General features: G+C 69.2%; 26 protein-coding genes and 2 pseudogenes. 16 read left to right on the forward strand and 12 right to left on the reverse strand.

The annotated features are described in order from the left end of the window. Nucleotide 1: 1 nt before the first annotated feature. Nucleotides 2–673 carry a HEAT repeat domain-containing protein gene (locus ACFYV5_RS06125; protein WP_389164911.1) on the reverse strand — a complete coding sequence of 224 codons (672 nt, stop codon included), beginning with the start codon at nt 671–673 and terminating at the stop codon, nt 2–4. Nucleotides 674–1,223: 550 nt separating this feature from the next. Here ACFYV5_RS06125 and ACFYV5_RS06130 point away from each other — a divergent pair. Both ACFYV5_RS06130 and ACFYV5_RS06135 read left to right on the forward strand, forming a co-directional pair. Further along, nucleotides 1,224–1,850, forward strand: coding sequence for a universal stress protein (locus tag ACFYV5_RS06130; RefSeq protein ID WP_389164914.1), 627 nt, complete (start codon nt 1,224–1,226; stop codon nt 1,848–1,850). Nucleotides 1,851–1,879: 29 nt separating this feature from the next. After that, nucleotides 1,880–2,161, forward strand: a complete 282-nt coding sequence (locus ACFYV5_RS06135; RefSeq protein ID WP_355109319.1) for a DUF6213 family protein — start codon at nt 1,880–1,882, stop codon at nt 2,159–2,161. Between the two features lie 230 nt (nt 2,162–2,391). Here the strand turns inward: ACFYV5_RS06135 and ACFYV5_RS06140 are convergent, their stop codons facing one another. Beyond that, a complete protein-coding gene (locus ACFYV5_RS06140; RefSeq protein WP_389165103.1) occupies nt 2,392–3,360 on the reverse strand; it encodes an aldo/keto reductase in 969 nt (322 codons plus the stop codon). Nucleotides 3,361–3,371: 11 nt separating this feature from the next. Further along, nucleotides 3,372–3,968 carry an NADPH-dependent FMN reductase gene (locus ACFYV5_RS06145; RefSeq protein WP_389164917.1) on the reverse strand — a complete coding sequence of 199 codons (597 nt, stop codon included), beginning with the start codon at nt 3,966–3,968 and terminating at the stop codon, nt 3,372–3,374. A gap of 112 nt (nt 3,969–4,080) precedes the next feature. Here ACFYV5_RS06145 and ACFYV5_RS06150 point away from each other — a divergent pair, with 112 nt between their 5' ends. The 7 genes from ACFYV5_RS06150 (at nt 4,081) to ACFYV5_RS06180 (ending at nt 10,916) form a co-directional block, all read left to right on the forward strand. Then, nucleotides 4,081–4,914 (forward strand): helix-turn-helix domain-containing protein, encoded by an 834-nt coding sequence (locus ACFYV5_RS06150; protein WP_389164919.1) that lies wholly within the window; start codon nt 4,081–4,083, stop codon nt 4,912–4,914. A 489-nt stretch (nt 4,915–5,403) separates the two neighbouring features. Next, nucleotides 5,404–6,591: a glycosyltransferase family 4 protein gene (locus tag ACFYV5_RS06155; RefSeq protein ID WP_389164921.1), complete on the forward strand. Its 1,188-nt coding sequence runs from the start codon at nt 5,404–5,406 to the stop codon at nt 6,589–6,591. Next, nucleotides 6,588–7,253 (forward strand): hypothetical protein, encoded by a 666-nt coding sequence (locus ACFYV5_RS06160; RefSeq protein ID WP_355109314.1) that lies wholly within the window; start codon nt 6,588–6,590, stop codon nt 7,251–7,253. The genes ACFYV5_RS06155 and ACFYV5_RS06160 overlap by 4 nt, the downstream gene beginning before the upstream one ends. A 77-nt stretch (nt 7,254–7,330) precedes the next feature. Beyond that, entirely contained in the window at nt 7,331–8,212 is an 882-nt protein-coding gene (locus ACFYV5_RS06165; protein WP_389164924.1) for an FkbM family methyltransferase, read from the forward strand. Next, nucleotides 8,187–9,014 (forward strand): SDR family oxidoreductase, encoded by an 828-nt coding sequence (locus ACFYV5_RS06170; RefSeq protein ID WP_389164927.1) that lies wholly within the window; start codon nt 8,187–8,189, stop codon nt 9,012–9,014. The genes ACFYV5_RS06165 and ACFYV5_RS06170 overlap by 26 nt, the downstream gene beginning before the upstream one ends. A 277-nt stretch (nt 9,015–9,291) precedes the next feature. Beyond that, nucleotides 9,292–10,005: a barstar family protein gene (locus ACFYV5_RS06175; protein ID WP_389164930.1), complete on the forward strand. Its 714-nt coding sequence runs from the start codon at nt 9,292–9,294 to the stop codon at nt 10,003–10,005. 773 nt (nt 10,006–10,778) lie between these two features. After that, the gene (locus ACFYV5_RS06180; RefSeq protein WP_389164933.1) at nt 10,779–10,916 is read left to right on the forward strand and encodes a hypothetical protein; all 138 of its coding nucleotides are present in this window, start codon (nt 10,779–10,781) and stop codon (nt 10,914–10,916) included. A 58-nt stretch (nt 10,917–10,974) separates the two neighbouring features. Here ACFYV5_RS06180 and ACFYV5_RS06185 read toward each other — a convergent pair whose 3' ends face one another. Continuing rightward, on the reverse strand, nt 10,975–11,715 hold the full coding sequence (locus tag ACFYV5_RS06185; protein ID WP_389164936.1) for an NUDIX domain-containing protein: 741 nt from the start codon (nt 11,713–11,715) through the stop codon (nt 10,975–10,977). A gap of 505 nt (nt 11,716–12,220) precedes the next feature. On the opposite strand from ACFYV5_RS06185, the gene ACFYV5_RS06190 reads away from it, so the two are divergent. Next, on the forward strand, nt 12,221–12,763 hold the full coding sequence (locus tag ACFYV5_RS06190; RefSeq protein WP_389164939.1) for a hypothetical protein: 543 nt from the start codon (nt 12,221–12,223) through the stop codon (nt 12,761–12,763). 456 nt (nt 12,764–13,219) lie between these two features. Here the strand turns inward: ACFYV5_RS06190 and ACFYV5_RS06195 are convergent, their stop codons facing one another. The 3 genes from ACFYV5_RS06195 to ACFYV5_RS06205 form a co-directional block, all read right to left on the reverse strand. Beyond that, a complete protein-coding gene (locus ACFYV5_RS06195; RefSeq protein WP_355109294.1) occupies nt 13,220–13,705 on the reverse strand; it encodes an RICIN domain-containing protein in 486 nt (161 codons plus the stop codon). A 503-nt stretch (nt 13,706–14,208) separates the two neighbouring features. After that, entirely contained in the window at nt 14,209–14,712 is a 504-nt protein-coding gene (locus tag ACFYV5_RS06200) for a hypothetical protein (RefSeq protein WP_389164943.1), read from the reverse strand. A gap of 448 nt (nt 14,713–15,160) precedes the next feature. Continuing rightward, complete coding sequence (locus ACFYV5_RS06205) at nt 15,161–15,526, reverse strand: DoxX family protein (RefSeq protein ID WP_389164946.1); 366 nt, start codon at nt 15,524–15,526, stop codon at nt 15,161–15,163. A gap of 60 nt (nt 15,527–15,586) precedes the next feature. On the opposite strand from ACFYV5_RS06205, the gene ACFYV5_RS06210 reads away from it, so the two are divergent. Together ACFYV5_RS06210 and ACFYV5_RS06215 are read left to right on the forward strand one after the other, a co-directional pair. Beyond that, nucleotides 15,587–16,468, forward strand: coding sequence for a LysR family transcriptional regulator (locus ACFYV5_RS06210; RefSeq protein ID WP_389164949.1), 882 nt, complete (start codon nt 15,587–15,589; stop codon nt 16,466–16,468). A gap of 784 nt (nt 16,469–17,252) precedes the next feature. After that, a complete protein-coding gene (locus ACFYV5_RS06215) occupies nt 17,253–17,609 on the forward strand; it encodes a hypothetical protein (protein ID WP_389164952.1) in 357 nt (118 codons plus the stop codon). A gap of 78 nt (nt 17,610–17,687) precedes the next feature. Here the strand turns inward: ACFYV5_RS06215 and ACFYV5_RS06220 are convergent, their stop codons facing one another. The 3 genes from ACFYV5_RS06220 to ACFYV5_RS06230 form a co-directional block, all read right to left on the reverse strand. Beyond that, nucleotides 17,688–18,161, reverse strand: coding sequence for a DUF4259 domain-containing protein (locus ACFYV5_RS06220; RefSeq protein WP_389164955.1), 474 nt, complete (start codon nt 18,159–18,161; stop codon nt 17,688–17,690). Nucleotides 18,162–18,224: 63 nt separating this feature from the next. Further along, nucleotides 18,225–19,775 carry an ISL3 family transposase gene (locus ACFYV5_RS06225; RefSeq protein ID WP_389164958.1) on the reverse strand — a complete coding sequence of 517 codons (1,551 nt, stop codon included), beginning with the start codon at nt 19,773–19,775 and terminating at the stop codon, nt 18,225–18,227. A gap of 371 nt (nt 19,776–20,146) precedes the next feature. Next, complete coding sequence (locus tag ACFYV5_RS06230) at nt 20,147–20,836, reverse strand: hypothetical protein (protein ID WP_389164961.1); 690 nt, start codon at nt 20,834–20,836, stop codon at nt 20,147–20,149. Nucleotides 20,837–21,188: 352 nt separating this feature from the next. On the opposite strand from ACFYV5_RS06230, the gene ACFYV5_RS06235 reads away from it, so the two are divergent. Continuing rightward, nucleotides 21,189–21,506, forward strand: a complete 318-nt coding sequence (locus tag ACFYV5_RS06235) for a hypothetical protein (RefSeq protein ID WP_389164964.1) — start codon at nt 21,189–21,191, stop codon at nt 21,504–21,506. Further along, nucleotides 21,493–22,098: a hypothetical protein gene (locus ACFYV5_RS06240; RefSeq protein ID WP_389164967.1), complete on the forward strand. Its 606-nt coding sequence runs from the start codon at nt 21,493–21,495 to the stop codon at nt 22,096–22,098. The genes ACFYV5_RS06235 and ACFYV5_RS06240 overlap by 14 nt, the downstream gene beginning before the upstream one ends. A gap of 348 nt (nt 22,099–22,446) precedes the next feature. Here ACFYV5_RS06240 and ACFYV5_RS06245 read toward each other — a convergent pair whose 3' ends face one another. Beyond that, nucleotides 22,447–23,004, reverse strand: coding sequence for a VOC family protein (locus ACFYV5_RS06245; protein WP_389164970.1), 558 nt, complete (start codon nt 23,002–23,004; stop codon nt 22,447–22,449). 107 nt (nt 23,005–23,111) lie between these two features. Between ACFYV5_RS06245 and ACFYV5_RS06250 the strand changes: the two genes are divergently transcribed. After that, the gene (locus tag ACFYV5_RS06250) at nt 23,112–23,306 is read left to right on the forward strand and encodes a hypothetical protein (RefSeq protein ID WP_389164973.1); all 195 of its coding nucleotides are present in this window, start codon (nt 23,112–23,114) and stop codon (nt 23,304–23,306) included. Between the two features lie 43 nt (nt 23,307–23,349). After that, nucleotides 23,350–24,192: pseudogene (locus tag ACFYV5_RS06255) on the forward strand (IS5 family transposase). Nucleotides 24,193–24,207: 15 nt separating this feature from the next. Here ACFYV5_RS06255 and ACFYV5_RS06260 read toward each other — a convergent pair. Then, nucleotides 24,208–24,307, reverse strand: a pseudogene (locus ACFYV5_RS06260) (IS481 family transposase); the annotation flags it as partial.

The raw sequence follows: 24,307 nt of genomic DNA on the forward strand, positions 1-24,307 counted from the left end.
CCTATCGTCCCTCCTGGCGGGACCCGCCGAGCGCCGCGACGCGCTTCGCCTCCTCGATCGCGAACTCGAAGCCGGCGTCCGGGTCGCGGAGCAGCCGTTGGGTGGCGAGCGCGTGCGCGCGCACGCCCCGGTCAGGGACCGCCGCCGCGGCGCGCAGCGCCGACAGCACGACGTCGCCCAGCGCGATCAGCGCCCGGCTGAGACTCAGCTGCGTCTCCGTCTCACCGCGCCCGAGCTGCGTCGCCAGCACCTCGGCCAATGCGGACTCCTCGCCTTCCGGCGCGAGCACGACCGCGGCCCGCCAGGCGCTCCGCGCCACCTCGTCGTCGGCGTCGGTCAACAGCGCCCGCGTGATCACCGGCCACGCTCCGCGGTCCCCGATCTTGGACAGCGTGTGCAGCGCCTGGCTCCGGGCCTGCGCCCGCTCCGAGCGGACCTCGCGGACCAGCTCGGGGAGCGTCAGGGACACCGGGTGGCGGGTGAGCGCCCAGGTCAGCATGTCGCGGACGAAGAACTCGGGCTCGATCGCGGATCGCTCGACGAGCTTGCCGATGAAGCGCGGGTCCGGTGTCGTGCCGACCGCCAGAGCCGCTCGCAGTCGTACGGACGCACGGCCGTCCTCCAGCCCCTGGAGCGCTCGTCGCGCAGCGGTGTCCTGCCTCGTCGTGGTCATCGGGACCACCTCCTCGGCAAGCAGTGAAGACCCTGTCACCGTGTCAAGGTCAACAGGGCCCGCTGCGCGATCACCGCTCACCTGCGGCCGTCCAGAGCGACCGTCGGCCGGGTGCGAGTCGGTAGGTCAGTCGGGGGGTTCCCCGGAGGGGTGGTCGGGCGCTGCCGGGCCGGAGGGAGCGTCGGGCGGGGTTTCCGGCGGATCAGGTTGCTCGGCCGGGTCGCCGGGACCGTTGGGGGTCTGCGGTTCGGGGTCCGCACGTTCTGGGTCGCGGGGCACGGCATCCGGTGCGGAAGGCACCGGACCGGGGGCATCGGGCCCAGGTCCGGGCGTCGGCTCGGTCATCGTCTGGCTCCGTTCTCGTACGTTCCCGCCTAGGGCGCGAGCCCGCTCACCAGCGGACACGCGCCACCGGCCCGTCGCTGCGCGCGTGCCCTGCCCGTGGCGCCCCATGCGTGGTGCGTACCGCTCGCGGTCCCGGGTAGCCGGTCACTGTCGGACCGGTGACCCGTGTCCGGCCCCGCTCGCACCGATCGAGGAGGACTTGGCCATGAGCATCGGCGACGACCGGACCGCCCATGTGGTCGTGGGTGTCGACGGCTCGCCCGCGTCGCACGAGGCGTTGCGGTGGGCGGTACGGCACGCGCGGCTGATCGGGGCGACGGTGGACGCGGTGGCGGCCTATGACGTGCCCGGGGCCGCGGGGTGGGCCGCACCGGCGGTGGATGCCGGGTTCGACCAGGAGCAGGCCCGGCGGGACCTGTCGGACGAGATCAGGACCGTGCTCGTCCAGGCCGACGGCGTACCCCTACGGGAGCATGTGGTGCAGGGCAACCCCGCCCAGGTGCTGATCGCCGCCTCGGCCGGCGCCGAGTTGCTGGTCGTGGGGAGCAGGGGCCGCGGCGGCTTCGCCAGCCTCCTGCTGGGCTCCGTCAGCCAGCAATGCGCCACGCACGCGTCCTGCCCGGTCGTCATCGTCCGCGCGGAATCCTCGGGTGAGGCTCTGGCGGCCGAGGTTCCGGCGATGGAGGTCCCGGCGGCCGGGGTCCCGCCGACCGAGGCTCCCGCGGCCGGGGTCGCGACGGCCCAGGCTCCGGGGACCGAGATTCGGGTGTCCGGCGTTCCGGGAACCCAAGCTCCGGGGACCGACGTTCCTGCGGCCCGGGACCGCATCTGACCACCCGCTCAGGCGAAGGACGGATCACCATGAACGCGTTGGTTCCCCTGCTCTCCGCCCCGGGCGGCCCGCTGCTGATCCCCGCGGAGCAGGTCACCGGCCTCATGCGGGGCGTCGCGGCCGGTTGGCTGCGGTCGAGGGAGATCGGCGACACCGATCTCGACCCGCGGACCGTACTCACCCTGGCCCAGGTACTGAGCGAACTGGCCGACCAGCTCGACGCGGAGTGCATCGCTCTCATGCCGCTCAGGGACGAGCAGGACACGGGGAGCGATGACGGCGACGGAGGCACGCCGACGCCGCAGGAATGATCATGGTGGGGTCTCCGGGCGGCCTCCGGGGCGACCCGGAGGATCACCGGCCGTTCCTGCCCCGCCACCGTCACCCGGTAGGTGTTGTTGACATGCCCGCCCCCGTCGTCGCCGACGCCCCCGGCGACCACTCACGGTCACCCGCCGGCTGGATTCCGCGGGGAACCGGCGACAGTCGAATACGCGAGCTCACCAGTAAATCTCACCCCCCGACCACAGGAAGCCGTCCTTCAGAACCCGGTTGGCTGACGGGGCGTGTACCGGCTCTCCAGATCACCGATCTCGGCCTTGTCGAGCTGCACAGCCAGCGCGGCCACCGCGTCATCCAGGTGGGATGAACTGGTCGCTCCGATGACGGGCGCGGCGACGGTGGGGTTGTCCAGGACCCATGCGAGAGCGACTTGAGCCATGGGGACCTCACGCGTTGCCGCGATTCGGTGAACGGCCTCGACGATCGGCCGATCGACGTCACCGAAGAACCGCTGTCCGATGGGATCGCTCGCCGAGCGGCCGGTCACCTGTCCGTACGGCCGGGCCAAGCGCCCCTTGGCCAGTGGGCACCATGGCAGGCTGGAGACGCCCTGGTCGGCGAGGAGCGGGAACATCTCCCGCTCGTCCTCGCGCTGCACGAGGCTGTACTGGTTCTGCATCGACACAAACCTCGTGTGGCCGTGATGCGTCGCGGAGTGTTGCATCTTGGCGAACTGCCACGCCCACATCGACGAGGCGCCGATATACCGGACCTTCCCGGCCGCCACCACCTCGTGGAGGGCTTCCATCGTCTCGTCGACCGGAGTCCTGGGGTCGAACCGGTGGACCTGGTAGAGATCGATGTAGTCCGTGCCGAGGCGCGTGAGCGAGGCGTCGACCTGAGCGAGGATCGCCTTGCGTGACAGCCCCGAGCCCGCGGGGCCGTCGTGCATCGGGAGCCCCACCTTGGTGGCGATGACGACCTCCTCCCGCCGCGTGTACGTCCGCACGGCGCGGCCGACAATCTCCTCCGATGTTCCGCCGCCGTAGACGTTCGCGGTGTCCCACAGGGTGATGCCCAGCTCGACGGCTCGCCGGAAGATGGGTGCCGCGGCCTGCTCGTCCAAGGTCCAGGGGTTGACCCCGTGCACCGGATCCGCGAACCCCATGCAGCCGAGCGCGATACGGCTGACCTGCAGATCGGTGTTCCCGAGCGGGACATACTCCATCATCGCCGCCCTCACGCCGGGTAGGGAGTGGCGTCGCGCGCCGACCGGAGCGCGACCGCCCACCAGGCCAACTGCTCGAGCAGCGTCTTGGCGTACCCGGGGGCCTCAGGGTCGAGGGGACGACCGTCCTGCCACGCCGTGAAGTAGTTCGGGAAGGCGAGGCCATCGCGGATCGTCACCGCGTGCAACTCGGTCAGTACGTTCTCCAGGTGCAGCACCGCGTGCCGGCCACCTGCCGCACCACCGTAGCTGACGAAGGCGACGGGCTTGGCCGTCCACTGGGTGAAGTGCCAGTCGATGGCCGCCTTCAAAGACGCGGGATAGCTGTGGTTGTACTCCGGCGTGACCACGATGAACGCGTCGGCGCCCTCCAGAGCCGACGTCAGTGCCGCCATCCCGGCCGGACGGGGGTAATCGTCGCCGGCGAACTTCGGCGGTGCCGCCGGCAGCTCCAACGGGATGTCGATCTCGGCCAGATCGACGACTTCCACATCGAAAGCACCGTAAATGCAGGCCTGTTCGGCGACCCACGAGGCCACGACCGGGCCGAACCGTCCTTCCCGGACGCTTCCGACGATGACCACCAGCTTGTGCTTGTTGTTGTTCATGCCCACCACAATCAGACCGCACGGTGGCTTCAGCCAGACCGTGCTCAGGCTGGCCCCCACAGGGCCACCCTCAGCACTCCGCGATCAGCGGGCAGCGCCATATGCTCAGGTCATGGGTACGCCGTTGGGAGATTTCATCCGGGCCAAGCGCGACAGCATCCAGCCGCAATCGCTGGGACTGCCGGATCACGGCCGCCGCCGGTCACCTGGGCTACGGCGCTCAGATCTCGCCGCGCGGGCCGGCATCAGCGTCGAATACCTGACCCGCATGGAACAGGGCCGTGACCGCAATCCCTCGGTCGCGGTGGTGAACGCCCTCGCCGATGCGCTCAGCCTCGACCCCTCGGAGCGCAACCACCTGCGCTACCTCGCAAAGATCACCGGCGGCGAATGTTCCGCCCACACCCAGCCGGCACCACCGCCCCGCGACGTCCGCCCATCCATCCTGGAGACACTCCGCCTCCTTGAACCGGGGATCGCCATGGTGACCAACCGGCTGGGCGACGTCCTCGCCTACACCCGTGCATACGAGTCGGTGACGAGCGGAACCGGACTGCTCGACGCCGACACCCCGAACCTGACCCGCTATGTCTTCACCGACCCCCGCGCCCGGACGTTCTTCGCCGACTGGGACGACGTCGCGGACGAGCAAGCCTTCGACCTGTGGCTCGGACCATCCGTCGAGAACTCCGAATGGTTCACCACAGAACTCGCGCCCATCGCCGGCCCCGACTTCACGCGCCGCCTGAACCGTCACGTGGTTCCGCGACGCGGAGCTCTCCGCCTCAACCACCCCTCCGGCTGCGAACTTCAGCTGCTCCGCGAGACGCTCGACCTCTCCTCGGACGCCCAACAACTGGTCGTCTTCCTCCCCGCGGACGAGAGAACGGCCCAGGCCGTAGACCAACTCCGCCGCCGGCCCCACGGTCGGCTCCGGGCCATCTAGGCCCGGACTTCGCAGGTCACCGTTTCAGGTCTGTGGCCAGCGGGTTGTGTGACTTCGGGTCGTGAAGCCGTCGAACGGGCCCCGCCCACGAACCGCCGGATCGCCGGATCCTCGTCCGGGCCCGCGCAGCCCCGGGGCCTCGGGCAGGTGCTGACGGCGCTGCGAGGGGCGCTTCCGTGGGCAGACGTACGGAGGATGATCTGCTGGGAAGGGCCCCCGCCGGTCGTACCTGTTCGACCTCGTCGGCGCGTCGGCGATCGTCTTCCTGGCGTCCGTCCTGGTTGTTTGACACGCTGATCCACGGTCGAGGCCGGGATCCGGTCGCCGGAGGCCGGCGCCGTGTGGACCCGACCGTCGAAGAGTCGCCGCGCCAGACCCATGCCGGTCGGGCATGCGACTCGTCCAAGCAACGGACGTCATTCGAAATCGAGAGGCCGTCGCGTGCGCATCATGATGGTGGCTCATGCCTTCCCTCCCACATGGGGAGGGGTGGAGACACACCTGGCCGACCTGGCGAGGGAACTGCGCAGGCGAGGCCACGAGATCCTGTGTCTGGTCGGGGGAGAGGAGTCGGACGAGACGTGGGAGGGCGTGCCCGTGCACCGACGCCCCCTGCTACGGCCGGAGGAACTCCTCAGGGTTCATCGTGCCGGTACCGAAGGCCGAGCCGTCCATCTCCGGTCGATCGAAGCCGTCGTACGCAAACTCCTCGACTCGATTCAGCCCCATGTCGTGCACCTGCACAACGCGCATCACTACGGGCCACAGCTCGCGCACGGCGTCCTGGCTGCCGTGGATGCGCGCGGACAGGCGGGGCGTACGGAACCGGTCGTGCTCAACAGCGTCCACGACCACACCGGAGAGCACGTGCTCCGCGATGTGATGGACCTGCCTTGGAACCTCCTGCTGTACGTCAGCGACTTCCTGCGCGCCTCCCTCCCGAGCCGGGCCCCGTCCGTGACGTTGCCGCTGGGCATCGACGTGTCAAGGTTCGCCTCGGAGGGGACCCGGCACGGGGCGTTCGACCGACTCGAACGCCCCGTCATCTTCCATCCCGCACGGCCGCTCCCGTGGAAGGGAGTGGACATCGGACTCGAGGCCTTCGTCGACGTACGCAGCCGGTTGGGCCGCGGCAGCCTCGTCCTGTGTTCGGGCGACGACATCATCGGCGAGTCGGCGGTCGTCTCCGGCCTCAGGCGGCGTCTGACACGGTACGCGGCCGACGCCGGAGTGGCCGGGCACGTCCTGTTCCAGGATTTCCCGCCGCTGGCGATGGGTGACGCGTACCGGGGTTGTGATCTGGTCTGGTACCCGACGACGGGGGAGGAGCCGTACGGGCTCGTCCCGTTGGAGGCCATGGCATCCGAGCGGCCGGTGGTCGTCGCCGACTCGGGAGGCCTGGTCGAGACCGTCGTCGACGGGGTCAACGGACTGGTCGTGCCGCGCGGCGACAGCGGCGCCCTGGCGCATGCCGCACTGCGTCTGCTGGACGACGACGCGGGGCTGCGCCGTCGGGTCGTCGCCGGCGGACTGGAGACGGCGCGGCGCTGCGGGATCGACGCGTACGCGGGCCGGCTCGAGAACATGTACACGGCGGTCCGTTCGGGCGGCTTCACGGGCGACTCGGGACACCGGGGGGACTCGGGGGACTCGGGGGACTCGGGAGACGTGGGATGAGCGGTGCTCCGCCCACGCCCGAAGAGATCGACGTCACCGAATTTCAGAATCTCCGTCAGGAGATCAACAACCGTACGAATCTGGCCTACGCCCTCATCACGCTCCAGCTCGCGGCGCTCGGCACCGGTCTGTCCGTGATGACCAGGCTCCCCGACGTCCTGCTGGGCCTCGCGGCCGCCTCCAGTTTCCTGTGGCTGTTCTGGGTGGACCACGCCGGACAGGTGCACAAGATCGCCGGCTACATCGCCCTCGAACTCAGCCCGCAGCTCAGCACGGATGTCCACCGCCCCGTCCTGCGCTGGGAACACTTCCTGCGGAGGATCGACGCCGGCGGTGGGACGACGCAGCGGGCGCTGTACGGCACGGCCGCCCCGCAGGGCAGGGTGCACGTGCAGACCAGCGCGGCAGCCGATGTGTACGCCATGTTGCTGTTCGGCTGCACGCCGCCGCTCATGATCTGCGGGTACGTGGTGGTCATGCTGGTCGGCGGCGAGCGCTCGGTCGTCCTCGTCGCCGTACCGGCCGCCGCCGCGACGGGGTTGTGGATCTACACCGTGACGCGCTTCCGTGGCTTCCGGAAGACGGTCAGCACCATCAGGACGGCGATCCGGGCATCCGACCCGGACTCCGGCACCGGCACCGGCACCGGGGGTACGCCGTGAGTCCGCAGGCACAGCAGTTCCCGGCTGTCCGGCCCAGCGGCTTGCCGCCACGTGCGGACCGGGCGTTGCGTGAGTGGGTGCGCACGCATCCCGACGCCCGCATCGTGCGCGCGGCCCGCAACGCGGTGTACGGCGCCCTCTCCGTGCTCCACACCGAGGACCACTGCCCGGCGACGAACGGCGAAGAGCGCGTCCTGCGGTGCTTGAGCCGGGCCGGCGGCCCGGTACACCAGCGCTCCGGCGGCCCCGTCCTGTTCGATGTGGGTGCCAACCGCGGAGCTTGGGCCCTGACCGCCCTCGACGCGTGCCCCGGGGCCACGGTGCACTGCTTCGAACTCGTACTGCCCGTACGACGCCGACTTCATCGCCTCGCGGCTGAACGGACGGGCATCGTGGTGGCCGAAGCAGGGCTGGCAGACCGGTCCGGCACCCGACGGGTCAAGTACTACCCGGGACGTGACGAACTGAGTTCGTTGTACGACTACCCACACGACGCGTACTTCGAATGGCGACAGGAGCCCGTGCTCCGGGGAGACGACTACCTGACCGCGCACGGCATCGAGACCGTGGATCTCCTGAAGATCGACACGGAGGGCGCCGAGCTGGAAGTCCTGAAGGGATTCCAACAGGCCCTGCGCGACGGCAGGGTGGCGGCCGTCCAGTTCGAGTACGGCTACGCCGCGATCCTCTCGGGCTCACTCCTGTATCGCCTGTACGACCTGCTCAGCCCTCTTGGCTACCGCGTGGGGAAGATCATGCCGCGGCGCGTCGACTTCCGGCCCTACACGCTGTTCGACGAGAGGTTCTTCGGTCCGAATCTCCTCGCGGTGCACCACTCGAGACGGGACCTGACGACGCTGCTCAGCGGAGGGAAGCCCGCCGTCGCCGTACCCGCCCGCCAGCCGAAGCCCTCCCAGTCCGCGAGGACGCCTCATGTCGCCCCCGACGTCGATCAATGAACGTCTCTCCCCGCCAGAACAAGGACCGCGGCCTGTGGCGCTGGTGACGGGAGCCGGCAGGCGACGTGGACTCGGCGCCGCCATCGTCACGCGCCTGGCGGAAACGGGATGGGACGTGGCGTTCACCTACTGGACGCCGTACGACTCGAGGACGCCCTGGGGAAGGGACGCGGGCGCCCCGGAGTGGCTGTCCGCACGGGTCGCCGAGACCGGTGCCCGAGCCGTCTTCCTGGAGGCCGATCTCTCCGAGCCGGCCGCCGCTGCCACAGTGGTCGACAGTGTCGAGGCAGCCTTCGGCCGGCACGTGACCGCTCTGGTCCTGGCCCACGCCGAGTCGGTCGCCTCCGGCCTGCTGGACACCAGCGTCGAGAGCTTCGACCGGCACTTCGCCGTCAACGCCCGGGCCGGCTGGCTCCTCATCCAGGCCTACGCCGAGCGCTTCACCGGACCGTACGGCAGCGGCCGCATCATCGCCCTGACAAGCGACCACACGGTCGGGAACCTGCCCTACGGGGCGAGCAAGGGCGCCCTCGATCGGATCACCCTGGCAGCCGCCCAGGAACTGGCCGCACTCGGCGTCACCGCCAATGTCGTCAATCCGGGCCCGGTCGACACGGGCTGGATGACCGACCGGGTGCGGGAGACCCTCGTCAAGGCCACCCCGCTGGGCAGGCTGGGCACGCCAGGCGAGTGTGCCCGTCTTGTTGGCTTTCTCTGTTCTCCCGAGGGCGGCTGGATCAATGGTCAGCTCCTGTGCAGCAACGGCGGTCTACGGCACATCCCGGGTCACGAGGATGCGTGAAACCCCCGCACCGGCGCCCAGCCCGTACACCCTGCCCGTCACAGACCAGAGGGATCCTCGTGGCCAGCCCGCCGCCGGGGCCTCCTCGAGGCGGGCCGGTATATCCCTCTTCTCGCTCACGCGGGGCCGCGGCAGCCGGTGGTCTCGTTCAGGGGGCCGCAGGAGGAGTTGTGGCGCCGCTGGAACAGGAGCGGCATTGGCTCGCCCAGCAGCTTCTCCGACTGGTCCCACCGGCGAAGGAGCGGTCGCTGCGGCAAGTGCATGCCGGTGCTCCGTCGTGGACGGCCTGTTCAAGGCGCGAGTGGACCCGGCCCCCGTTCCGATGGAGCTGATCGGCTGCGAGCCTGCGGAGCCCCTGCTCGCGGCGCTGCGGCGACCTCGTCGGTCGGAGCGGGACTGGGCCTACCTCCTGGTTCTGGATCGTCATGGTGCCGTGATGGCCTCCCGCTCCGTGGGCCTGGCCATCACCGGAGCGCGACCGTCCGTGCTCGGCGGCACTCTCGTCGACATCACCCTCACCGATGGTGGCGACGATCGGCCATCGCCGGCAGCCCGCCCGATCTGGGCGGAGCGGTACCAGGGCTCGCCTACCGAGCCCAACCTGTGGGCGCCGTACGACTCACAGGGCAGGGCCGCGTGGCTGGACCTCACTACTCGTGCCTGGCGGGTGCCCGCGCCCCGGCCGGATCGGTCCGGCGGTGAGCACCATCTCGACGGCCGATTCGTCACGGACGTTCCCGGACTGCACTGCGCGATCGCCGAGGCCCTGCTCGGGCCCGGCCGCTATGTCGGCCGGGAGTGGAACGCGTTCAAGGACTGTCTGGGCGGTGGGTTCGGAGTGGCCCCTCCCTTCACCTTGACCTGGCACGACTCCGAGATCGCGCGCCGCGCGCTGGCGGTCGTTGTGGAGGATCCGGAGGACGGGCTCTCCTACTTCGAGGACATCGTGCGGCTCCTCGAACGGTGCGGCGTCACGGTCGTGCTCCGGTGAGCCGCAGGCGCCCGAGCTCATACGACTCTCCTGGACAGGCTGAGCGGTTTCAGCGCCTGCTGTTGCCCGGCGCGAGCAGGCTGGTCACCTCGGCGATCGCCTCCGGAGACGGCTTGACGTAGCGGCGGACGTTCTCGTCTTCTTGTGCCGTGACTTCGCCATCAGCATCAGCAGACTGGCCCCGGCCTCACCAAGAGGGGTCGGGCCGGAATGCGGTACTCGTGCAGGTCCCAACCCGTGCCCGGCCCGCGGTGTGCTCGTCCAGCGGTGCGCGCGAAGAGCGCCGCGCCGCTGAGGAGCAGCTTGCGCCGGCCGACGCGGTCCCCCAGCGCGCCCATGGTGATGAGGAGTCCGGCGAGCCTGGACCGGTCCGGAGCGGACAACTCCAGGTTCCCCCGGGGTGGCCCTGGCGCAAAAGTTCGCTCAGCTCGCGGGCCCGCAGCGCCGCTGACACCCCTGCGCCCATTTTTGGGGCTGGTGTCTGAGCCAGGACTTCAGGGCCGCGCCGGATGAGCCGGTGCGACGGGGGAGACACACGGAAGCGCCGAGCCGCGCTCGCCGAGGCCGAGCACGCCCGCGTCCTGCTGACCACGGCCCCCGGCGACGACATCCCGTTCTGGGCCCTGGCCTGGGGACCCCGACCGCCTCGGTCCACTCCCGCAAGGCCAAGGTCCACGAGACGCTCGGCGACCACCGGTCCGCCGCCGAGCAGTACACGCTCGCCGCCGCGGCCCGCCCCGTCGGAACCTACGCCGCACCGCGCCATCGACCACATGGACGGCGTACGGTCCGTCCGCACCCGCAAGGCCGTCACACGGATGCGCTCCGATCTGGCCCGCTTCCGTGCCCGCGGCCTGCGGTGCGCCGCCGAACTCGACGAACGCGCCCGCGACTTCCTCGGCCGCGTCTGACCGTTCCACATCCCTGCGGCCGGTAGGGCGTCCCCGAACCTCGGGCGTTGTCGTACAGCTACGCGTCCGTGAAGCGGGTCACGATCGGCTCCAGGTAGTCCGCGTGCGGGCCCTTCAGCTCCGCGAGCTCAGCCGCTGAGCGGACCAGAGCGATCCGGTCCAGCTCGGGCTCGCGTCCCTGGGCTTTCTCGGCGGCCGTCACGGTCTGGAAGCGTTCCCGCAGTTCAGCCTCGGGTCGGGGCGGGGCGAGGAAGGACAGGCCGATGCTCCGGTTCTCGCCGCGCGTCACCGCCCACAGAGTCAGGTCCTCGGCCCCGGTGTCGAGACCGGTCTCCTCGGCCAGCTCGCGGGCAGCGTTGCGGCGCAGCGCGACCTCGTCGAGGGTCTCTTGTTCCTCGGGCGGCTCGACGGAGCCGCCGGGCAGCTGCCAGCGGCCCGGAGCAGCGGTTGAGGACGACATCCTCGCCACCAGCACGCGCCCGTCGTCCGTGGGCTGGACGACGTTCACGAACAGCGACGGCAGCCATGCGGTGTTGCCGGGCACCCGGCGCAGGGCGTAGTGCCGATAGGTCACGCGCGCCCAGGACAGAAGCAGAGCGTGCGGGTCCTCCCACTCAACGCCCGCGCACGCCACCACCGGAGCGTCGAAGAGGCCCGGGTTTGCCTCGACCGCCCGGTTCCACACACGGTCCCTGGCCAATTCGCCCTCGGCAGACAGCCGCGGCGCTCCGGCTTCCGTCAGGCGGAGCCGGTGAACATCGAAGAGCTCAACACCCACGAGGTGCAGTGTCTCGGGCACCAGCCCATCGTAGGGCTGCCCCTGGGGCTCGGCCGCCCGAGACGGTTCATCTCGTAGCCCGGCGACGCCACTCAGTCGGCTGTGTCTCCATCGAGCCGCTCCTCCGCCAACTCGAAGCACGTCGCCTGGCACTGACGGACGCCCGCATTTACGAGGTGCGCGAGCGCCTCTTCCTCGACGCCAGCGCCCGGATCGCGGGAACGGGCCGCCCCCGGTGAGAAGGGCGGTGCCGTCGAGCGGATCGTCGGCGAGGACCAGGCGGAGCGGGGGCACAAGCTGGGGGCACGGGTCAGCATCAGCGGAGCAGGGCCGCGACGCTGTCGCCGGAGCGGATGGAGCAGCTGTCCGAGATCGGGATGCGGTGGGCGTAGCCGTACGCACAAGCCGACACACGTGATCAACTCGAGACCTCGGCCTGGAACCAGGATCTGGCATGACCACGTCTGATGATCCGCATGCGGCCATCAAACGCCGACCGACGGCCGCCATCACTTCAGGAGATCCCATGTTCGCCAGCACGGCGCGCCGCAAGCGCGGCCTTCATTCCCTCGTGACGATTGCGGTCGCCGCCGCGAGTGTCCTCGCCGTGACCGCGTGCGGCCCCGGCGAGTCCGCGGACTCGTCCGGTGCGCCGTCGCCGACGACCTCCGCGTCGACGCCTGCCGCGGCCGAGCCGTCACCGAGCGGCAGCAGCGACGGCAAGGGGGCGAAGTCGCCGCAGCAGCAGGTGGACGCCTTCCTGAAGGAGTACAAGGCGGCAGCGGACAACAACGACACCGCCGGAAAGCTCAAGGCCAAGAAGGACTACGTCATTCTCCAGTACCAGCCGCAGCTCGCCGAGTGGGAGGCGAAGAACAGCGCGGACGGCGTCTTCCGGGCCCAGAACGTGCCCGTGTCGTTCGTGACGAAGACGGACGAGGGCCGTACGACCCAGGACAGCGTGTTCGTGATCGCCACATTCCAGTGGAGCAACGCAGACGGGACACGCGTCGAGTACCAGGTGGACCGGCAGGACCTGAAGATCCGCAACATCCTCGAACTGGACTGAGTTTGAACTCAGCCGTTCGCCACACGCCCGACTTGCCCGGGCGCGGCGGTTACGAGGTGCCCATGCGGCGCGGTACGCGAACCTGACGTCGTGCGACATGGCGCAACCGGGAGGCTCTCGGCCGGCCGTGCCCGCGATGTGCCGCGATTGCGGGCGCGATGTGGCTTCCTCCATGACCTCGCGCACGGACGCCGCCGAGCCCGGCCACCGTCGGCCGGCTCGTCCCCGAACTCCTGGCGGCCGGTCATCGGGTGCGCTGTCTGGCCCGTCGCCCGGCCGGCTGGCGGGCCGGCACGAGCGCGGGCGCGAGTTCCGCTCCGATTCCACGGATGCCGGTCGGCTGGTCGAAGGTCGCCCGCAGCTCGGTCCGCCGGGGTGGGCATCGTCCTTCTCCCGCCGCGGATGGGAGCCGTCGCGGCGGCTCCCATCTCATAGAGGGGGCTGTACCAACGGGGGCTACGCGGGGTTGACCTGCCAACGCCGGTAGGCGTTATAGCTGTCACAGTCCCTGTCATAGACGTCTGAACCCTGGTTACCGCCGGAGTCCAGGCACGAGTTGTTCGCCTTGTTGTAGATCTGCCGATCGGTGGCGCTCGGTTGGATCTGCCAGCGTTGGAACGTATTGTCCAGCTGGCAGCTGCGGGTGTAGACGGCGCCGCCACGCTCATCGGCATCCAGGCACGTTCCGTCCTGCTTGTTCTGGATGTTGTAGAACCCGTCGGCCCGGCCGATCAGGCGCCACACCATGGCGTTGTCGTTGTCGGTGCATCGTTCGGTCACGACGACTTTGCCCGGCCCGAGGGCTGTGAGGCAGGACGCGTTTCCCCAGCTCTGCAGCAGAAATTCCCCCGGTGCCTGCCTGGAGCCCTGCTCTGTCGCCACGGCCGGAGCCGTGATCGCGCCGGCGCTGACCGCTGCCAGCGCTGCGAGCGTCACTGTCATTCCCCGCATGGACATACCTTCCTTGTCAGCCGACAGAACGTCGGCGCGGACGTCGGCAAGGTAGGTCCCCCTGCCGGGGGGCCCGTATCGCGAGGGTTGATGAGGTTCACGCTCGCGAGCAGTGGGAAACGTTCCTGCATCGGCCATACGCCGTCGTCCAGGCCCGGCACGGCCTCGGCGAGTCGGGCGCCGCCCGCACGCCCGGCGGACGTCGCCGGCCAACGCACGGGCGGCCTGGAGGTCCACGGGTGTGCTAGGCGGGGTCGCCGGTCCACCCGAGCACGGCCTTGACCAGTCGCTCGTGGGACGCCCGATTGAGGGGGAGTTCCCCTTTGAGGCGCCCTTCGAGCGGCCTGTCGCCGCGCACGCACTGTAAGGGAGCCCGCATGATCGGCGACAGCCTGCCTCATCCCGCCTCGCCCCCGTACGTCACGCACGAGCGCCGCCGCCGACAGGGTGCTGTCGGCGGCGGCGTGGTATCGGTGTCGGTGTCGGTGGCCGTGTCAGTGGAACAGCAGGGAGGCGTCGCCGGCGGCGGTGCTGACCGAGCCGGGGCAGAGGAAACTGCCGGAGGTCTTCGTCGCGGTGAACGCCTGGTTCACGTACTTACGGGTGGTGCCATCGCGGTTCCACAGGACGTTCGTCGCCTTGTAGCGGCAGGAGATGCCGCTCTGCTGTCCCGTGATGTCGATGACGTCGGCCTTCGCCCTGCCGGCCGCGTCGTCGAAGGTGACCGCGGGGTTGTTGTTGAGGACGGCGGTGATGCTTCCGCTGCAGCTGAGGTTGCCGCCCGGCTTGTTGATGGTGGAGCGGTCGATGGTCAGCGCGGCGGGCGGGTTCGCGCTCGTCCGGGCGTTGGTCCAGGTGCAGGTGTTGCCCGCGACCACGATCACGCCGTCGACCCGCTGTTCGGCGGTGGGTCCTGACGCCGTCGCCGCCGTGGATGCCACGGCGACGGCCGCGATGATCAGGGCGGTGACGCACGAGAGTTTCGATAGGTACCTCATGTCGCTCCTTCTGCCACGTCCTTGTGGGGGTGCGAGGGGAGCCCGCGTCCGCGTCCGACAGGCGGAGTCGCGCGGATCCGGGTGCGTTGCGTCATGGAGGATCCCACAGCGATATTGAATTGTCAGGTTCGCGTCAATCTTTTGACTGGATAACGCCCTCCGAACAGGACATTCTCCGGCCTCCATACGTGTCAGGACAGTGAGCAGGGCGGCCATTTCGTCCAGGGTCGGCGTCCCGGCGGACACGTAGACCAGGTAGATCGGAACCGGTTGCCTGCTCGTCGCAACTCGGAGAGCGCCTCGACATGGCCCTGAGAGTGGAAGCCGAGCCGGCCAGCAGACCGATCCGACACAAGGTCAGGACACATGCGGTCAGCGGCATCCTCTCGGGCGCCGTCCGCGCCCTCGTTGACTGGTTCCGCGGATCGAACGTTGAGCGGTGCCGCCATCAGAAGGACACGGTCAAGGCCAACGAGGCGACGGCGGTGGCGAAGTAGAAACCGGGAAACGCGAGGTTGTGGAGCACGCGGGCGCGCAGATGGAAGGCGAGCGCGCCCAGGTAGAGCAGGACGAGACCGCAGGCCGCGGCAGCACCGAGGGGGCGCAGTGCCGCGTCGAAGAGGCCGAGGAGGAGGCCCGCCGCACCAGCCAGCTTGAGGGCGGCCAGCCAGGGCAGCCAGGATCGGGGCACACCCACCTGAGCCGAGTTGGCCAGTACGAAGCGCGCCCCGGCGAGGTCGGCTGCGGCGATCCCGACATTGACAGCGGCGGTGAACAAGGTGACGACGAGGTATGCGAGGTGGGTACCGGTCATGCCTTCAGGGTCCGCGAGCACTTCGGCATCGGCCAATACCTGCTTCTATAACCTGGTGGCATGGATGTGGACACGCGCCTGCTTCGGTACTTCGCCGCAGTGGCGGAGGAGGGCAGCCTGACCGGGGCGGCGCACAAACTGTTCGTCTCGCAGCCCGCGCTGACCAAGCAGATCCGGCGCTTGGAGGGCGATCTCGGGGTACCGCTCTTCGCGCGTTCGCGGTCCGGGATGGCGCTGACCGAGGCCGGTCGAGAGCTCGCCGCGCGGGTTCCCGCACTGCTGGACGGCTGGGACGAGGCGGTCCAGGCAACCGGCCGGGCGGCGCGGGTGCTGCGCCTGGGCTTCCTGGACGCGGGCGCCGTGGGCGCCGTCCACGAGGTCATCGCCGAGTTCCGCCAGGCGCAGCCGGAGTGGCGGGTGGAACTGCGTCAGTTCGACTGGTTGGACCCGAGTGCCGGCCTGGCCCGGGGCGAAGTGGATGCGGCAGTGGTGCGTTTGCCGTTTCCGGGGCAGGAGGGGCTGAACGTGCGGGAGTTGTTCGTCGAGGAGCGTGGGGTGCTGCTGCCGGCTCGACACCCGCTGGCGAACAGCGGGACGGTGGAGTTCCGGGAGCTGTGGGACGAGCCCTTCGTCGCGGCCGGAACCGAGACCGGAGCCTGGAGGGAGCACTGGCTGGCGACGGAGGAGCGGGAAGGGCACCCCGTCCGGGTCGGCGCCGTCACCAGCCGGCCCGACGAGTGGCTCGGAGCGGTGGCTGCCGGCTGCGTAGCGCTGGCCCCGGCGTCGACGGCCCGTTTCTACTCCCACCCGGACGTGGTGTTCCGTCCAGTCCGCGGGGTCTCATCGAGCCGGGTAGCGCTGGCCCGACCAAAGGGCCGGACACGCGAGGCGGCGCTGGATGAGCTGCTGGAGGCCATCGCGCGGCGGTTGAGCCGGAGCTGACGACGGGGCCGACAGACCGCCGGCACACTGCCCGGCCGGATCGGCGCCACTCCCGGCGGCAGCCGCGTTGAACGGGCTCGCCCAGCACGAGGACACCCGCGGCGACCGCCTCGGTCGGGTGTGCGCAGGCCATGACCGCCGACCGCGCCGCCCCGATTGCGCTCAATGTTCGATGAGAACACTCAACCTTCGCTGCGGCAGGTCACCGCCTACCGGGCACGCCGGGCCGACCGCGAGCGGGTACGCGAAGCCGTCACCACCGCTTCCGCTGTTACGGATACTGGTACCGGCTCTGAGGCTGTGAACAGCGAAAACGCCACCGGGAAGAAGACCTCCGCCGGGCCGATTCACCCCGTCGGCGGGCGGCAGGATGACGCTGGGCAACGTGCCAGGCGACTGCGTCAACGCCGGGGCGGGCGTACCGCTCCAAGGAGCGGACAGAGGCGTGGCAGGAGCGGGCGAGCAGCAACGGGGTGGAGGTGCCGTCCTCGGCATCGTGGGTGAGGGCGCTGTGGCGGAGCCGGTGCAGGGTCCAGCCATCCAGGTCCTCGATGCCCTCGGGCGAGGCGAGCGGATTGGCCGGCAGCCGGGTCTTCTCCTCGAAGATCTCCTCTGCCCTCCGGTAGGACAGCCGGGCCCGGCCCGTCTCCGGACAGACGTCCAGTCGGCGTCCCGGCCGGGGCCCGGCGGCCGGTGAGGAACAGCGGGCCGCAGATGCGGCGGGCGATCAGCCGAGGCAGCAGCTGGGCGGTGCCGGACTGCCAGTGAATCCACTCGGTCGCCCTTGCCCTTGGCGGTGATCTTCAACCCGCCCGCCGCGCTGACCATCGACCGCTCCACCATCAACAAGCCGGGCGGCAACCTCAGCTGCAGCGGAAGCATCACCGCCGTCCTCAACAACAACCCCGCGGTCACCTTCGACGACGCGGCCGGCAGGGCGAAGGCCGACGTCATCGACATCACGGGACAGCAGAGCGGCATCTCCTGCCGCTACAAGGCGACGAACGTCCTGTGGAACCGCGATGGCACCACCCGTAAGTACGTGAACCAGGCGTTCACCGCGACGAAGACCTCCGGCAGTTTCCTCTGCCCCGGCTCGGTCAGCACCGCCGCCGGCGACGCCTCCCTGCTGTTCCACTGACACGGCCACCGACACTGGCTCTGTTCACGAGAATGGGTTCTGGCTCAAGTTCTATGGTCCGTGACTGTGGGTCACTGACTAGATCTCGAAGAGAGCTTCCTCTTGTGGCGGGATCGGAGGGTCAAGGACGTCGCGGAGGCGGGTGATGTCCTGACGCCACTTCGACCAGTTCGCAGCTTTGGCCCACAGCTCGGCGAGTTCAGACCGGTCGGAGACCACTTGGTCCAGGGCGTCGACGGCGAGCACTCGAAACTCTGCGGGCAACTCCGGTAGCGGCTCTGATGGGCCATAGTTCGAACACGCCGGATCGCCGTCAGGATGCTGGGCGACGACCAGGGCCACCGCGGCCACTGCCCGCTCGCCGTCGTAGATGCCCAGGAAGTCCGCAGGCCCGGCGGCACGCTTGAGCACGCCCCGGATCATGGCTTCGCGTTCTTCCAGTGCTGCCTCGTCCAGGTCACCGCCGAAGTCGGCGGCGGTGTCGTTGTCGAAGGGGCCGATGTCCCAGGTACCTATGTCTCTCCTCGCGTGGCTGCCTGGGGATCGTCGCATTGGCCGCTGACAGCGAGGTCAGTAGGCGAGTAGTACCCGCTTGCGCAGAAGTTTGAAGCCAGCTCAACCATACATCTGCCGCTTGATCATCTTGATCCGGTTGACGTGGCCTTCTACGACGCCCGAGCTCCAGGGCAGGGTCAGGCCAGCAGTGACGGCCGCAAGGTCGCGTTCGAGGCCGTTGATGAAGGTGTGCATGCTGGACAGGTCGTCGGCTCGGACCGCTGCAATCCACTCGGGGAGCCGTTCTCCCTGGAGCTGGGTGAGCATCCGCCCGAAGGAACGGACGTGCCCGGCGAGGGCGTCCAGCTCGGGGCAGTGGGCCAGAACGGACTTCAGCTTCAGTCGCTCCCTCTCCGGCAGGGCGTCAGGGTGGGTGAGCATCCACCCGGCCACGGTCCTGGGGGACGTCGGCCGACCCTCCGGCACGGCGTCCCGAAAGGGACGAAGGTAGGCACGGACGGCACCGTATCCGCCTGCGTATCCGTGGCTCTGGATCTCCTTCCAGAGAGTCCAGGCATTCGTGCAGCCCCCGGCCCACTGCTCGTGCAAGAGCGGCTTGAAGTCGTCGAGCTTCGTTCTGCGGTTCTGCCACTGTCCTTGGAAGAGTTCTTCCGGGCTTGCCGCGTCGGCCAGGCGCTGAACGGTTCGGTAGGTCATCCGGAGTTCGCGGGCGACCGCCCGCCGACTCAGTCCTTCGCCGAGCATTCCGTGCACGATGGCGTGTTTCTCGCGGGTTCGATCGGCGAAGCGGTGTCCCGTCGGCCACGGCGACGCGCCAGCTTCGGAAGCCGGTGGTGCAGCGACGCTCTCGGAGCCGGGAACCGTGAATGGCGCTCGCAGACAGGTGCGATGGCGCGATACGCATCGCTCGGTGGCTTCGCCGAGGTTGCGCCAGAGATGGAAACGGTCTGCGACCTGCACCGCGGTGGGAGCCCCGGTGCTGGCGCCTTCGGCGAAGAAGGGGGCACGGTCGCGACAGACGACCTCGACCTCGGGACACTCAGCAAGCCAGGCAGCGACAGTGGCTGCCTCACGGTCCGGCAGCAGATCCACGGGCCTGCCTGTTTCGACATCGACCAGCACAGTCCCGTAGATACGGCCCTTGCGCATCGCGTACTCGTCGATACCCACCACCCGCGGGGCCGACGGCTGAGGGTCAGGCATCGCATCGACCAACCGAAGCACCGTGCTGCGGCTGGCGGAGATACCGAAGACGTCTGCAAGACGGGCTCCAGCGCGGCCGGCCAACGCAAGACCCACCTCGGCCAAGGCCGAACGCAGCCGGTCAGTCCGCTGAGCGTGACGGCGGGTCAGTCCCGGGATCTGCTCAACGAAGGTCTGCCTTCCACAGGAGGTGTCCGCGCAGATGAACCGGCGGACCTGCAGGCGCAGCACCACACGCCTTCCCGCGCTGGGTAGATCACCAGGAAACCGCAGGTAGGACCCATGAAGCCGGTTCGACCACCTTCCACAGCCCGGACACTCAGCACCAGCAGACCTGCGGGTGATGCCAATCCAGATCGCTTCGCCGTCGTCCTCCACTGACATCACCGCGACTTCAGGTTCCGACAAGAACAGGAGCTCTTCCAGCCGCAGCAGCACTTCGTTCACAGCCCCGAACTCTCAGGTACGACACGGCAGCCAAGAGGCATTTCAGGACAATTGAGCGAGAGCCATTACGAAGATCAACAGCTACGGAACGTGGATGCTCCACAGAAGCTGAGCCAGAACCCCACTTCGGGCAGCACGAGAAGGCTGGAGTGGTTCGAACGGTGACTGGGCGAGCTTCCCGATCAAGGGGATACCGCATGTGCGATCGCGTTCGTCTGATCGGCTGCGAGAGGGCGCCCCGGTTCCGGCCGGGAGAGGTCGTCCGAACACCTGACGCGGAGTGGACCAGGGCGGGGTGGGAGGTCGCCGCCACGCTCGGTAGTGATGAGCGCGGCGGCCGTGGCAGCGTGCGGCGCGGCGGTGACCACCGATCAGGTAAAGACGTGGTGGTACGGCACGTTCCACTCCTCGGGCAGCCGCGGGTAGAACGTGTTGATGACCGTCCCGGTGAAGTCCCCACCCCAGTTGTAGGTGAGACGCACCTCGCTGTCGGCCGCCACCGCGTGGTCCTTGAACCCGAGGATGGCGTCGGGGTGGGTGATCGGCACGAAGGTGATCCCGCCCCACGGCGTCACCGTGACGACCCACAGCTGAGTGTCCTCGGGCGAATCGCCTTTCCCACGCCACTTGTCGCCCACTTTGTCGGGGAGGCCGAGCTGGACGGTGTCGGCCGTGCTCTTCGGGGCTTCCTGGTGGACGGAGATGCGCCTGCGCTGGGGTTTCGGCGCACCGTCGTCGGCGGTTTTGGTCGGCGTCTCGCCCGCGGCGCTCTCGATGACGTACAGCGGTCGCTGCCCGAAGAAGCCGGCGGGAGTGATGTACCACAGGTGGCCCTGGGCCTCCGTGGTGGCCGGGTCGAGGGTGGTGGCCAGCCGGACCCCCTTGTCGTGGCTGTCCCCGTTCAGCTCGATGGGTCGCAGGTAGCCGCCGTTGAAGGCGTGGACGAGCATGACCGGCTTGTTCTCGGTCAGCGCCGCCGTGATCCCCTTGTCGTAGCTGTTCACCGCCACAGGGCCGCCGACCACCAGATTGGCCATTTGGGTGCGTTCTTGGTTGTCCATCGCGGAACCCCTCAGCTCATTCGTCTCCGACAGACTTCGATCATCCCGCCGCGGCCTGACGACGAACCGGAACCGCTCCGCTCTTCACCCACACGAGCGCGCGGAGGCCGTCTAGCCCCACGCGACCGGTCTCAACGCCTACGGGCAATCGAACAGGTCCGAGCTTTTCATGCCTCCCAAACTGGTGAACATCTGCTGTCCGTGCTCATGAACAAAGCCAGTGGCCGGATATGTCGCGGCGATCCGACCAACATCCCAGCTCATCTGTCGAAGAAGAGCCGCTCTGCCCTCATATGGTTTCCCTTATACGAGGATGCTTTTGGTGAGCGGCCCGGACGAGGGGAGCCGTTCGATGGCCATCACCGTGCCCGCCGCCGAGGACGTTCAAGCGCTGTGCGAGTTCATCATGCAGCGCGCCGAGGAGGAGCACGCGGCAACCATCGGTGATGAGGCCTTGGACCCCGACGCCATGGCCCGCTTCTGGCGCATCTCGAACTCCGACGGAGCGTTCTTTCGCGCGCTCACGGTCGCCGGCACCCTGCAGTCCCGCGTCGCCGCAACCGAGCGGGGCGACTACGTCACCGGGGATGCGGTCAACGACTGGGTCCGTGGCCGCGCGCCTCCTGCACAACCTGCACCTGCAGGCCGGAGAGAACATGTCGGTTCGTGACATCGGCGAGCGTGCCCGCCTCCCGCACAGCACCGTTCACAAGACGCTCACGGGAACCGAACTCCCCAGCATGCCCGTGGCGATCGCTATCGGGCTCGTCCTGGCCGACAGCGTCCCCAGTACCGACCGAGACAGCCACCTCGACGGTGCCCACGAACGGATCCACCAGCTGTGGAGCGAAGCAGCTACCGAGGGGCGTACGCCCACCCGCGAAACCCTCAAAGCGGCGATCGAGGAGACGTGGGCCGGATTCTCCCGGCTCGAAGGGTGGGCCAGATACGTCCTCACCGACCGGCACGGACTGAAACAGCTGGCCAGGTGCCCGATCCTCGCCATCACCATCCGCTCAGGTCTCGTGACGGTCGTCGTCTCCACGCCTGACTGGGAGGCCCTGGAGATCGTCGAAGACCCTCAGGAATGGCACCGGCTCTTCCAGACCGCAGTGATCCAGAAACTGGACTACTACCTACACGTGGAGATCAAGCTCGTCCCGGGCTTCGACGTGGCTGCCAACCCCTGCCCCCCGCCTGAGTGGTGGCGAGCGGTCAGAGATGCCCGCCGCTTGGAGGCCCAGCAGCAGGCCGAGGAGTGAGGCGGCATCCCCGGCGACCCACCGCCAGCCCTCGACGGCGGCCAGGACGCTCCGGCGTTCCGGGAACGTTCCCGACCCCGAGGAGCAGACCGTGCTGCAGGAGACCCTGGGCATCATCCTGGCGGATGCCTCGATGGAGGAGCGCGCGGTCTGCGAGGTGATGGTCACCACCGGGGCCACCCAGGAGAAGATCGCCCAGCGGCTAGGGACCACACTTAGACGACGTCCAGACCGCGCGGCTCGCGCCCGAAGTGGAGCAGTTGCCGGGGCCGGGCGCCGGGAGGCGATCGACCTGATGGCGCTGCGGGGGAAGACAATCAGTACCGGTTCACTCGCATCTGGTGGTCGTCAAGCGGGCTGTGGTGAAGGGGGCGGGTTCACGCCGAAGACCCAGGGCGCGAGGACGATGACCCATCCGTCCGGGTCGGCGAAGCAGACGCACCCGCGATCCGGCCAGTACGGGTTCGCTGCCCGCACCGGGCGGTGTCCGGCGGCGACGAGTCGCGAGGTCGCGGCAGCCACCGCTTCCGGACCCGGCATGTAGAGCACGAGCTGGTTCTCCGGGTGTGGCTGAGGGATGACCGGTGGGCTGCCGTGCTGGGTGATCTCCAGGTGCACAGGCGCGCCCGGCAGCCCAATCAGGACACCGTCGTATCCCGCGTGGCCGTCCCCCCCCACCCCCCCGCCAGCGGGCGAGGATGGGCAGGCCCAGAGCATCTTCGTAGAAGGCGACAACGTCGCGGAATACTTCCATCCTCTCCGCCGGGCAACGGCGGGCGACGTCCCGGCCACCCCTCCTGTGGCGTTCACCGGCCGGAGTCGGTGTCCGCCGGAAGATTCGAGAAGCCGGGCCGTCACGCTGGAAGCACGCGGCCCGGGGGGGCGATAGTCCTCCCGGCGGTTCATCTGCCTTCCCGTGCCCGTGTGCAATGACGCTGTGCGGTCGCCGTCACCGCTAGGCCGGTTCGTTTGGATCACTTCCGCTGGCCGAGGTTGTCGTTGATGATGTCGGTGTGACTCACCGCATCAGCGCTCTGATCTCGGCCTTCGGCGTCCTTGCCAGCATGATGCTGCTCGTTCTTGCCGTTCGTGAGTACCGTTCTGGGGCGTCGGTCCTCTGGCTCGTGGCTGTAGCCGTGATCTTCCTCAGCGCTTCGTACACGCTCGTGCGGGACGTGCGGCGGCTCCGCACTGGGCCGACCGCCTGACAGCTGCACCGTTCCAACCAGCCCCGCCGGTCGTTGTTCGTGCGTGCCGTTGACTGACGCGCAGTGGGCGCGAATCGAGCCGTTACTCCCAGATCGGACGCCGCGGCGGGGTGGCCGGTGGCGGGACCACCGAGAGGTGATCGACGCGATCGCCTGGAAGTTCCAGACGGGATCGCAGTGGACCCACCTCCCCGAGAAGTACGGCAACTGGCGAGGCGTCTACAACCGGCTACGGATGTGGGCCATCGACGGCAGCTGGGAGCGGGTGTTCACCGCGCTGGTCGCTCAGGCAGACGCCGACGAAGACCTCAACTGGGCCGTCTCGGTCGACTCGACCGTCGTGCGCGCACACCAGCACGCGGCCGGGGCCCGCAAAAAGGGGCCCCAACAGGCGAACCGACAGACCACGCCATCGGCCGGTCCCGCGGCGGACTGACCACAAAGATCCACCTGGCCTCCGATGCCCACTGCCGGCCACTGGCCTTCGCTCACCGCGGGACAGGCCGGTGACGCACCCGCCTTCGCTCACGTCATGGCCCGCCTTCGCGTTCCTCGACGGCGAGGACGGCCCCGCACCAGGCCGGACGTGGTCCTGGCCGACAAGGCGTACTCCTCCCGCGCGATCCGCGAGCACCTGCGCAAGCGCGGGATCCGGGCGGTCATCCCCGTTCCGGCCGACCAACGCGGCCACCGCCTGCGGCGCGGAAGCCGAGGCGGCAGGCCACCAGCCTTCGACCGCGAGGCATACAAGCAGCGCAACACCGTGGAACGCTGCATCAACCGCTTGAAACAGTGGCGAGGCATCGCCACCCGCTACGAGAAGACCGCGACCATCTACCTGGCCGGACTCCACATCGCGGGCATCTTCCTCTGGTCCGCACGGTGATCCAAACGAAACGGCCTAGGTGTATTGACCTGCAACGTTGTTGACACGGCTGATCGGCGGGTGTCCGTCGAGTGCGGTGTGGCAGCGGTGGTGGTTGTAGGTGTGGAGGAAGTCT

The sequence above is a fragment of the Streptomyces sp. NPDC003035 genome, from assembly GCF_042888285.1.
GTDB lineage: Bacteria > Actinomycetota > Actinomycetes > Streptomycetales > Streptomycetaceae > Streptomyces.

What these genes read in the sequence shown, in the direction of transcription:
- ACFYV5_RS06205 (WP_389164946.1), bottom strand. Translation starts at nt 15,526, where the DNA reads ATGACCGGTACCCACCTCGCATACCTCGTCGTCACCTTGTTCACCGCC.
- ACFYV5_RS06220 (WP_389164955.1), bottom strand. Translation starts at nt 18,161, where the DNA reads ATGCGACGATCCCCAGGCAGCCACGCGAGGAGAGACATAGGTACCTGG.
- ACFYV5_RS06145 (WP_389164917.1), bottom strand. Translation starts at nt 3,968, where the DNA reads ATGAACAACAACAAGCACAAGCTGGTGGTCATCGTCGGAAGCGTCCGG.
- ACFYV5_RS06195 (WP_355109294.1), bottom strand. Translation starts at nt 13,705, where the DNA reads ATGACAGTGACGCTCGCAGCGCTGGCAGCGGTCAGCGCCGGCGCGATC.
- ACFYV5_RS06180 (WP_389164933.1), top strand. Translation starts at nt 10,779, where the DNA reads ATGGACGGCGTACGGTCCGTCCGCACCCGCAAGGCCGTCACACGGATG.
- ACFYV5_RS06160 (WP_355109314.1), top strand. Translation starts at nt 6,588, where the DNA reads ATGAGCGGTGCTCCGCCCACGCCCGAAGAGATCGACGTCACCGAATTT.
- ACFYV5_RS06200 (WP_389164943.1), bottom strand. Translation starts at nt 14,712, where the DNA reads ATGAGGTACCTATCGAAACTCTCGTGCGTCACCGCCCTGATCATCGCG.
- ACFYV5_RS06245 (WP_389164970.1), bottom strand. Translation starts at nt 23,004, where the DNA reads ATGAACCGCCGGGAGGACTATCGCCCCCCCGGGCCGCGTGCTTCCAGC.
- ACFYV5_RS06135 (WP_355109319.1), top strand. Translation starts at nt 1,880, where the DNA reads ATGAACGCGTTGGTTCCCCTGCTCTCCGCCCCGGGCGGCCCGCTGCTG.
- ACFYV5_RS06150 (WP_389164919.1), top strand. Translation starts at nt 4,081, where the DNA reads ATGGGTACGCCGTTGGGAGATTTCATCCGGGCCAAGCGCGACAGCATC.
- ACFYV5_RS06230 (WP_389164961.1), bottom strand. Translation starts at nt 20,836, where the DNA reads ATGGACAACCAAGAACGCACCCAAATGGCCAATCTGGTGGTCGGCGGC.
- ACFYV5_RS06235 (WP_389164964.1), top strand. Translation starts at nt 21,189, where the DNA reads ATGGCCATCACCGTGCCCGCCGCCGAGGACGTTCAAGCGCTGTGCGAG.
- ACFYV5_RS06125 (WP_389164911.1), bottom strand. Translation starts at nt 673, where the DNA reads ATGACCACGACGAGGCAGGACACCGCTGCGCGACGAGCGCTCCAGGGG.
- ACFYV5_RS06190 (WP_389164939.1), top strand. Translation starts at nt 12,221, where the DNA reads ATGTTCGCCAGCACGGCGCGCCGCAAGCGCGGCCTTCATTCCCTCGTG.
- ACFYV5_RS06130 (WP_389164914.1), top strand. Translation starts at nt 1,224, where the DNA reads ATGAGCATCGGCGACGACCGGACCGCCCATGTGGTCGTGGGTGTCGAC.
- ACFYV5_RS06240 (WP_389164967.1), top strand. Translation starts at nt 21,493, where the DNA reads ATGTCGGTTCGTGACATCGGCGAGCGTGCCCGCCTCCCGCACAGCACC.
- ACFYV5_RS06210 (WP_389164949.1), top strand. Translation starts at nt 15,587, where the DNA reads ATGGATGTGGACACGCGCCTGCTTCGGTACTTCGCCGCAGTGGCGGAG.
- ACFYV5_RS06140 (WP_389165103.1), bottom strand. Translation starts at nt 3,360, where the DNA reads ATGGAGTATGTCCCGCTCGGGAACACCGATCTGCAGGTCAGCCGTATC.
- ACFYV5_RS06170 (WP_389164927.1), top strand. Translation starts at nt 8,187, where the DNA reads ATGTCGCCCCCGACGTCGATCAATGAACGTCTCTCCCCGCCAGAACAA.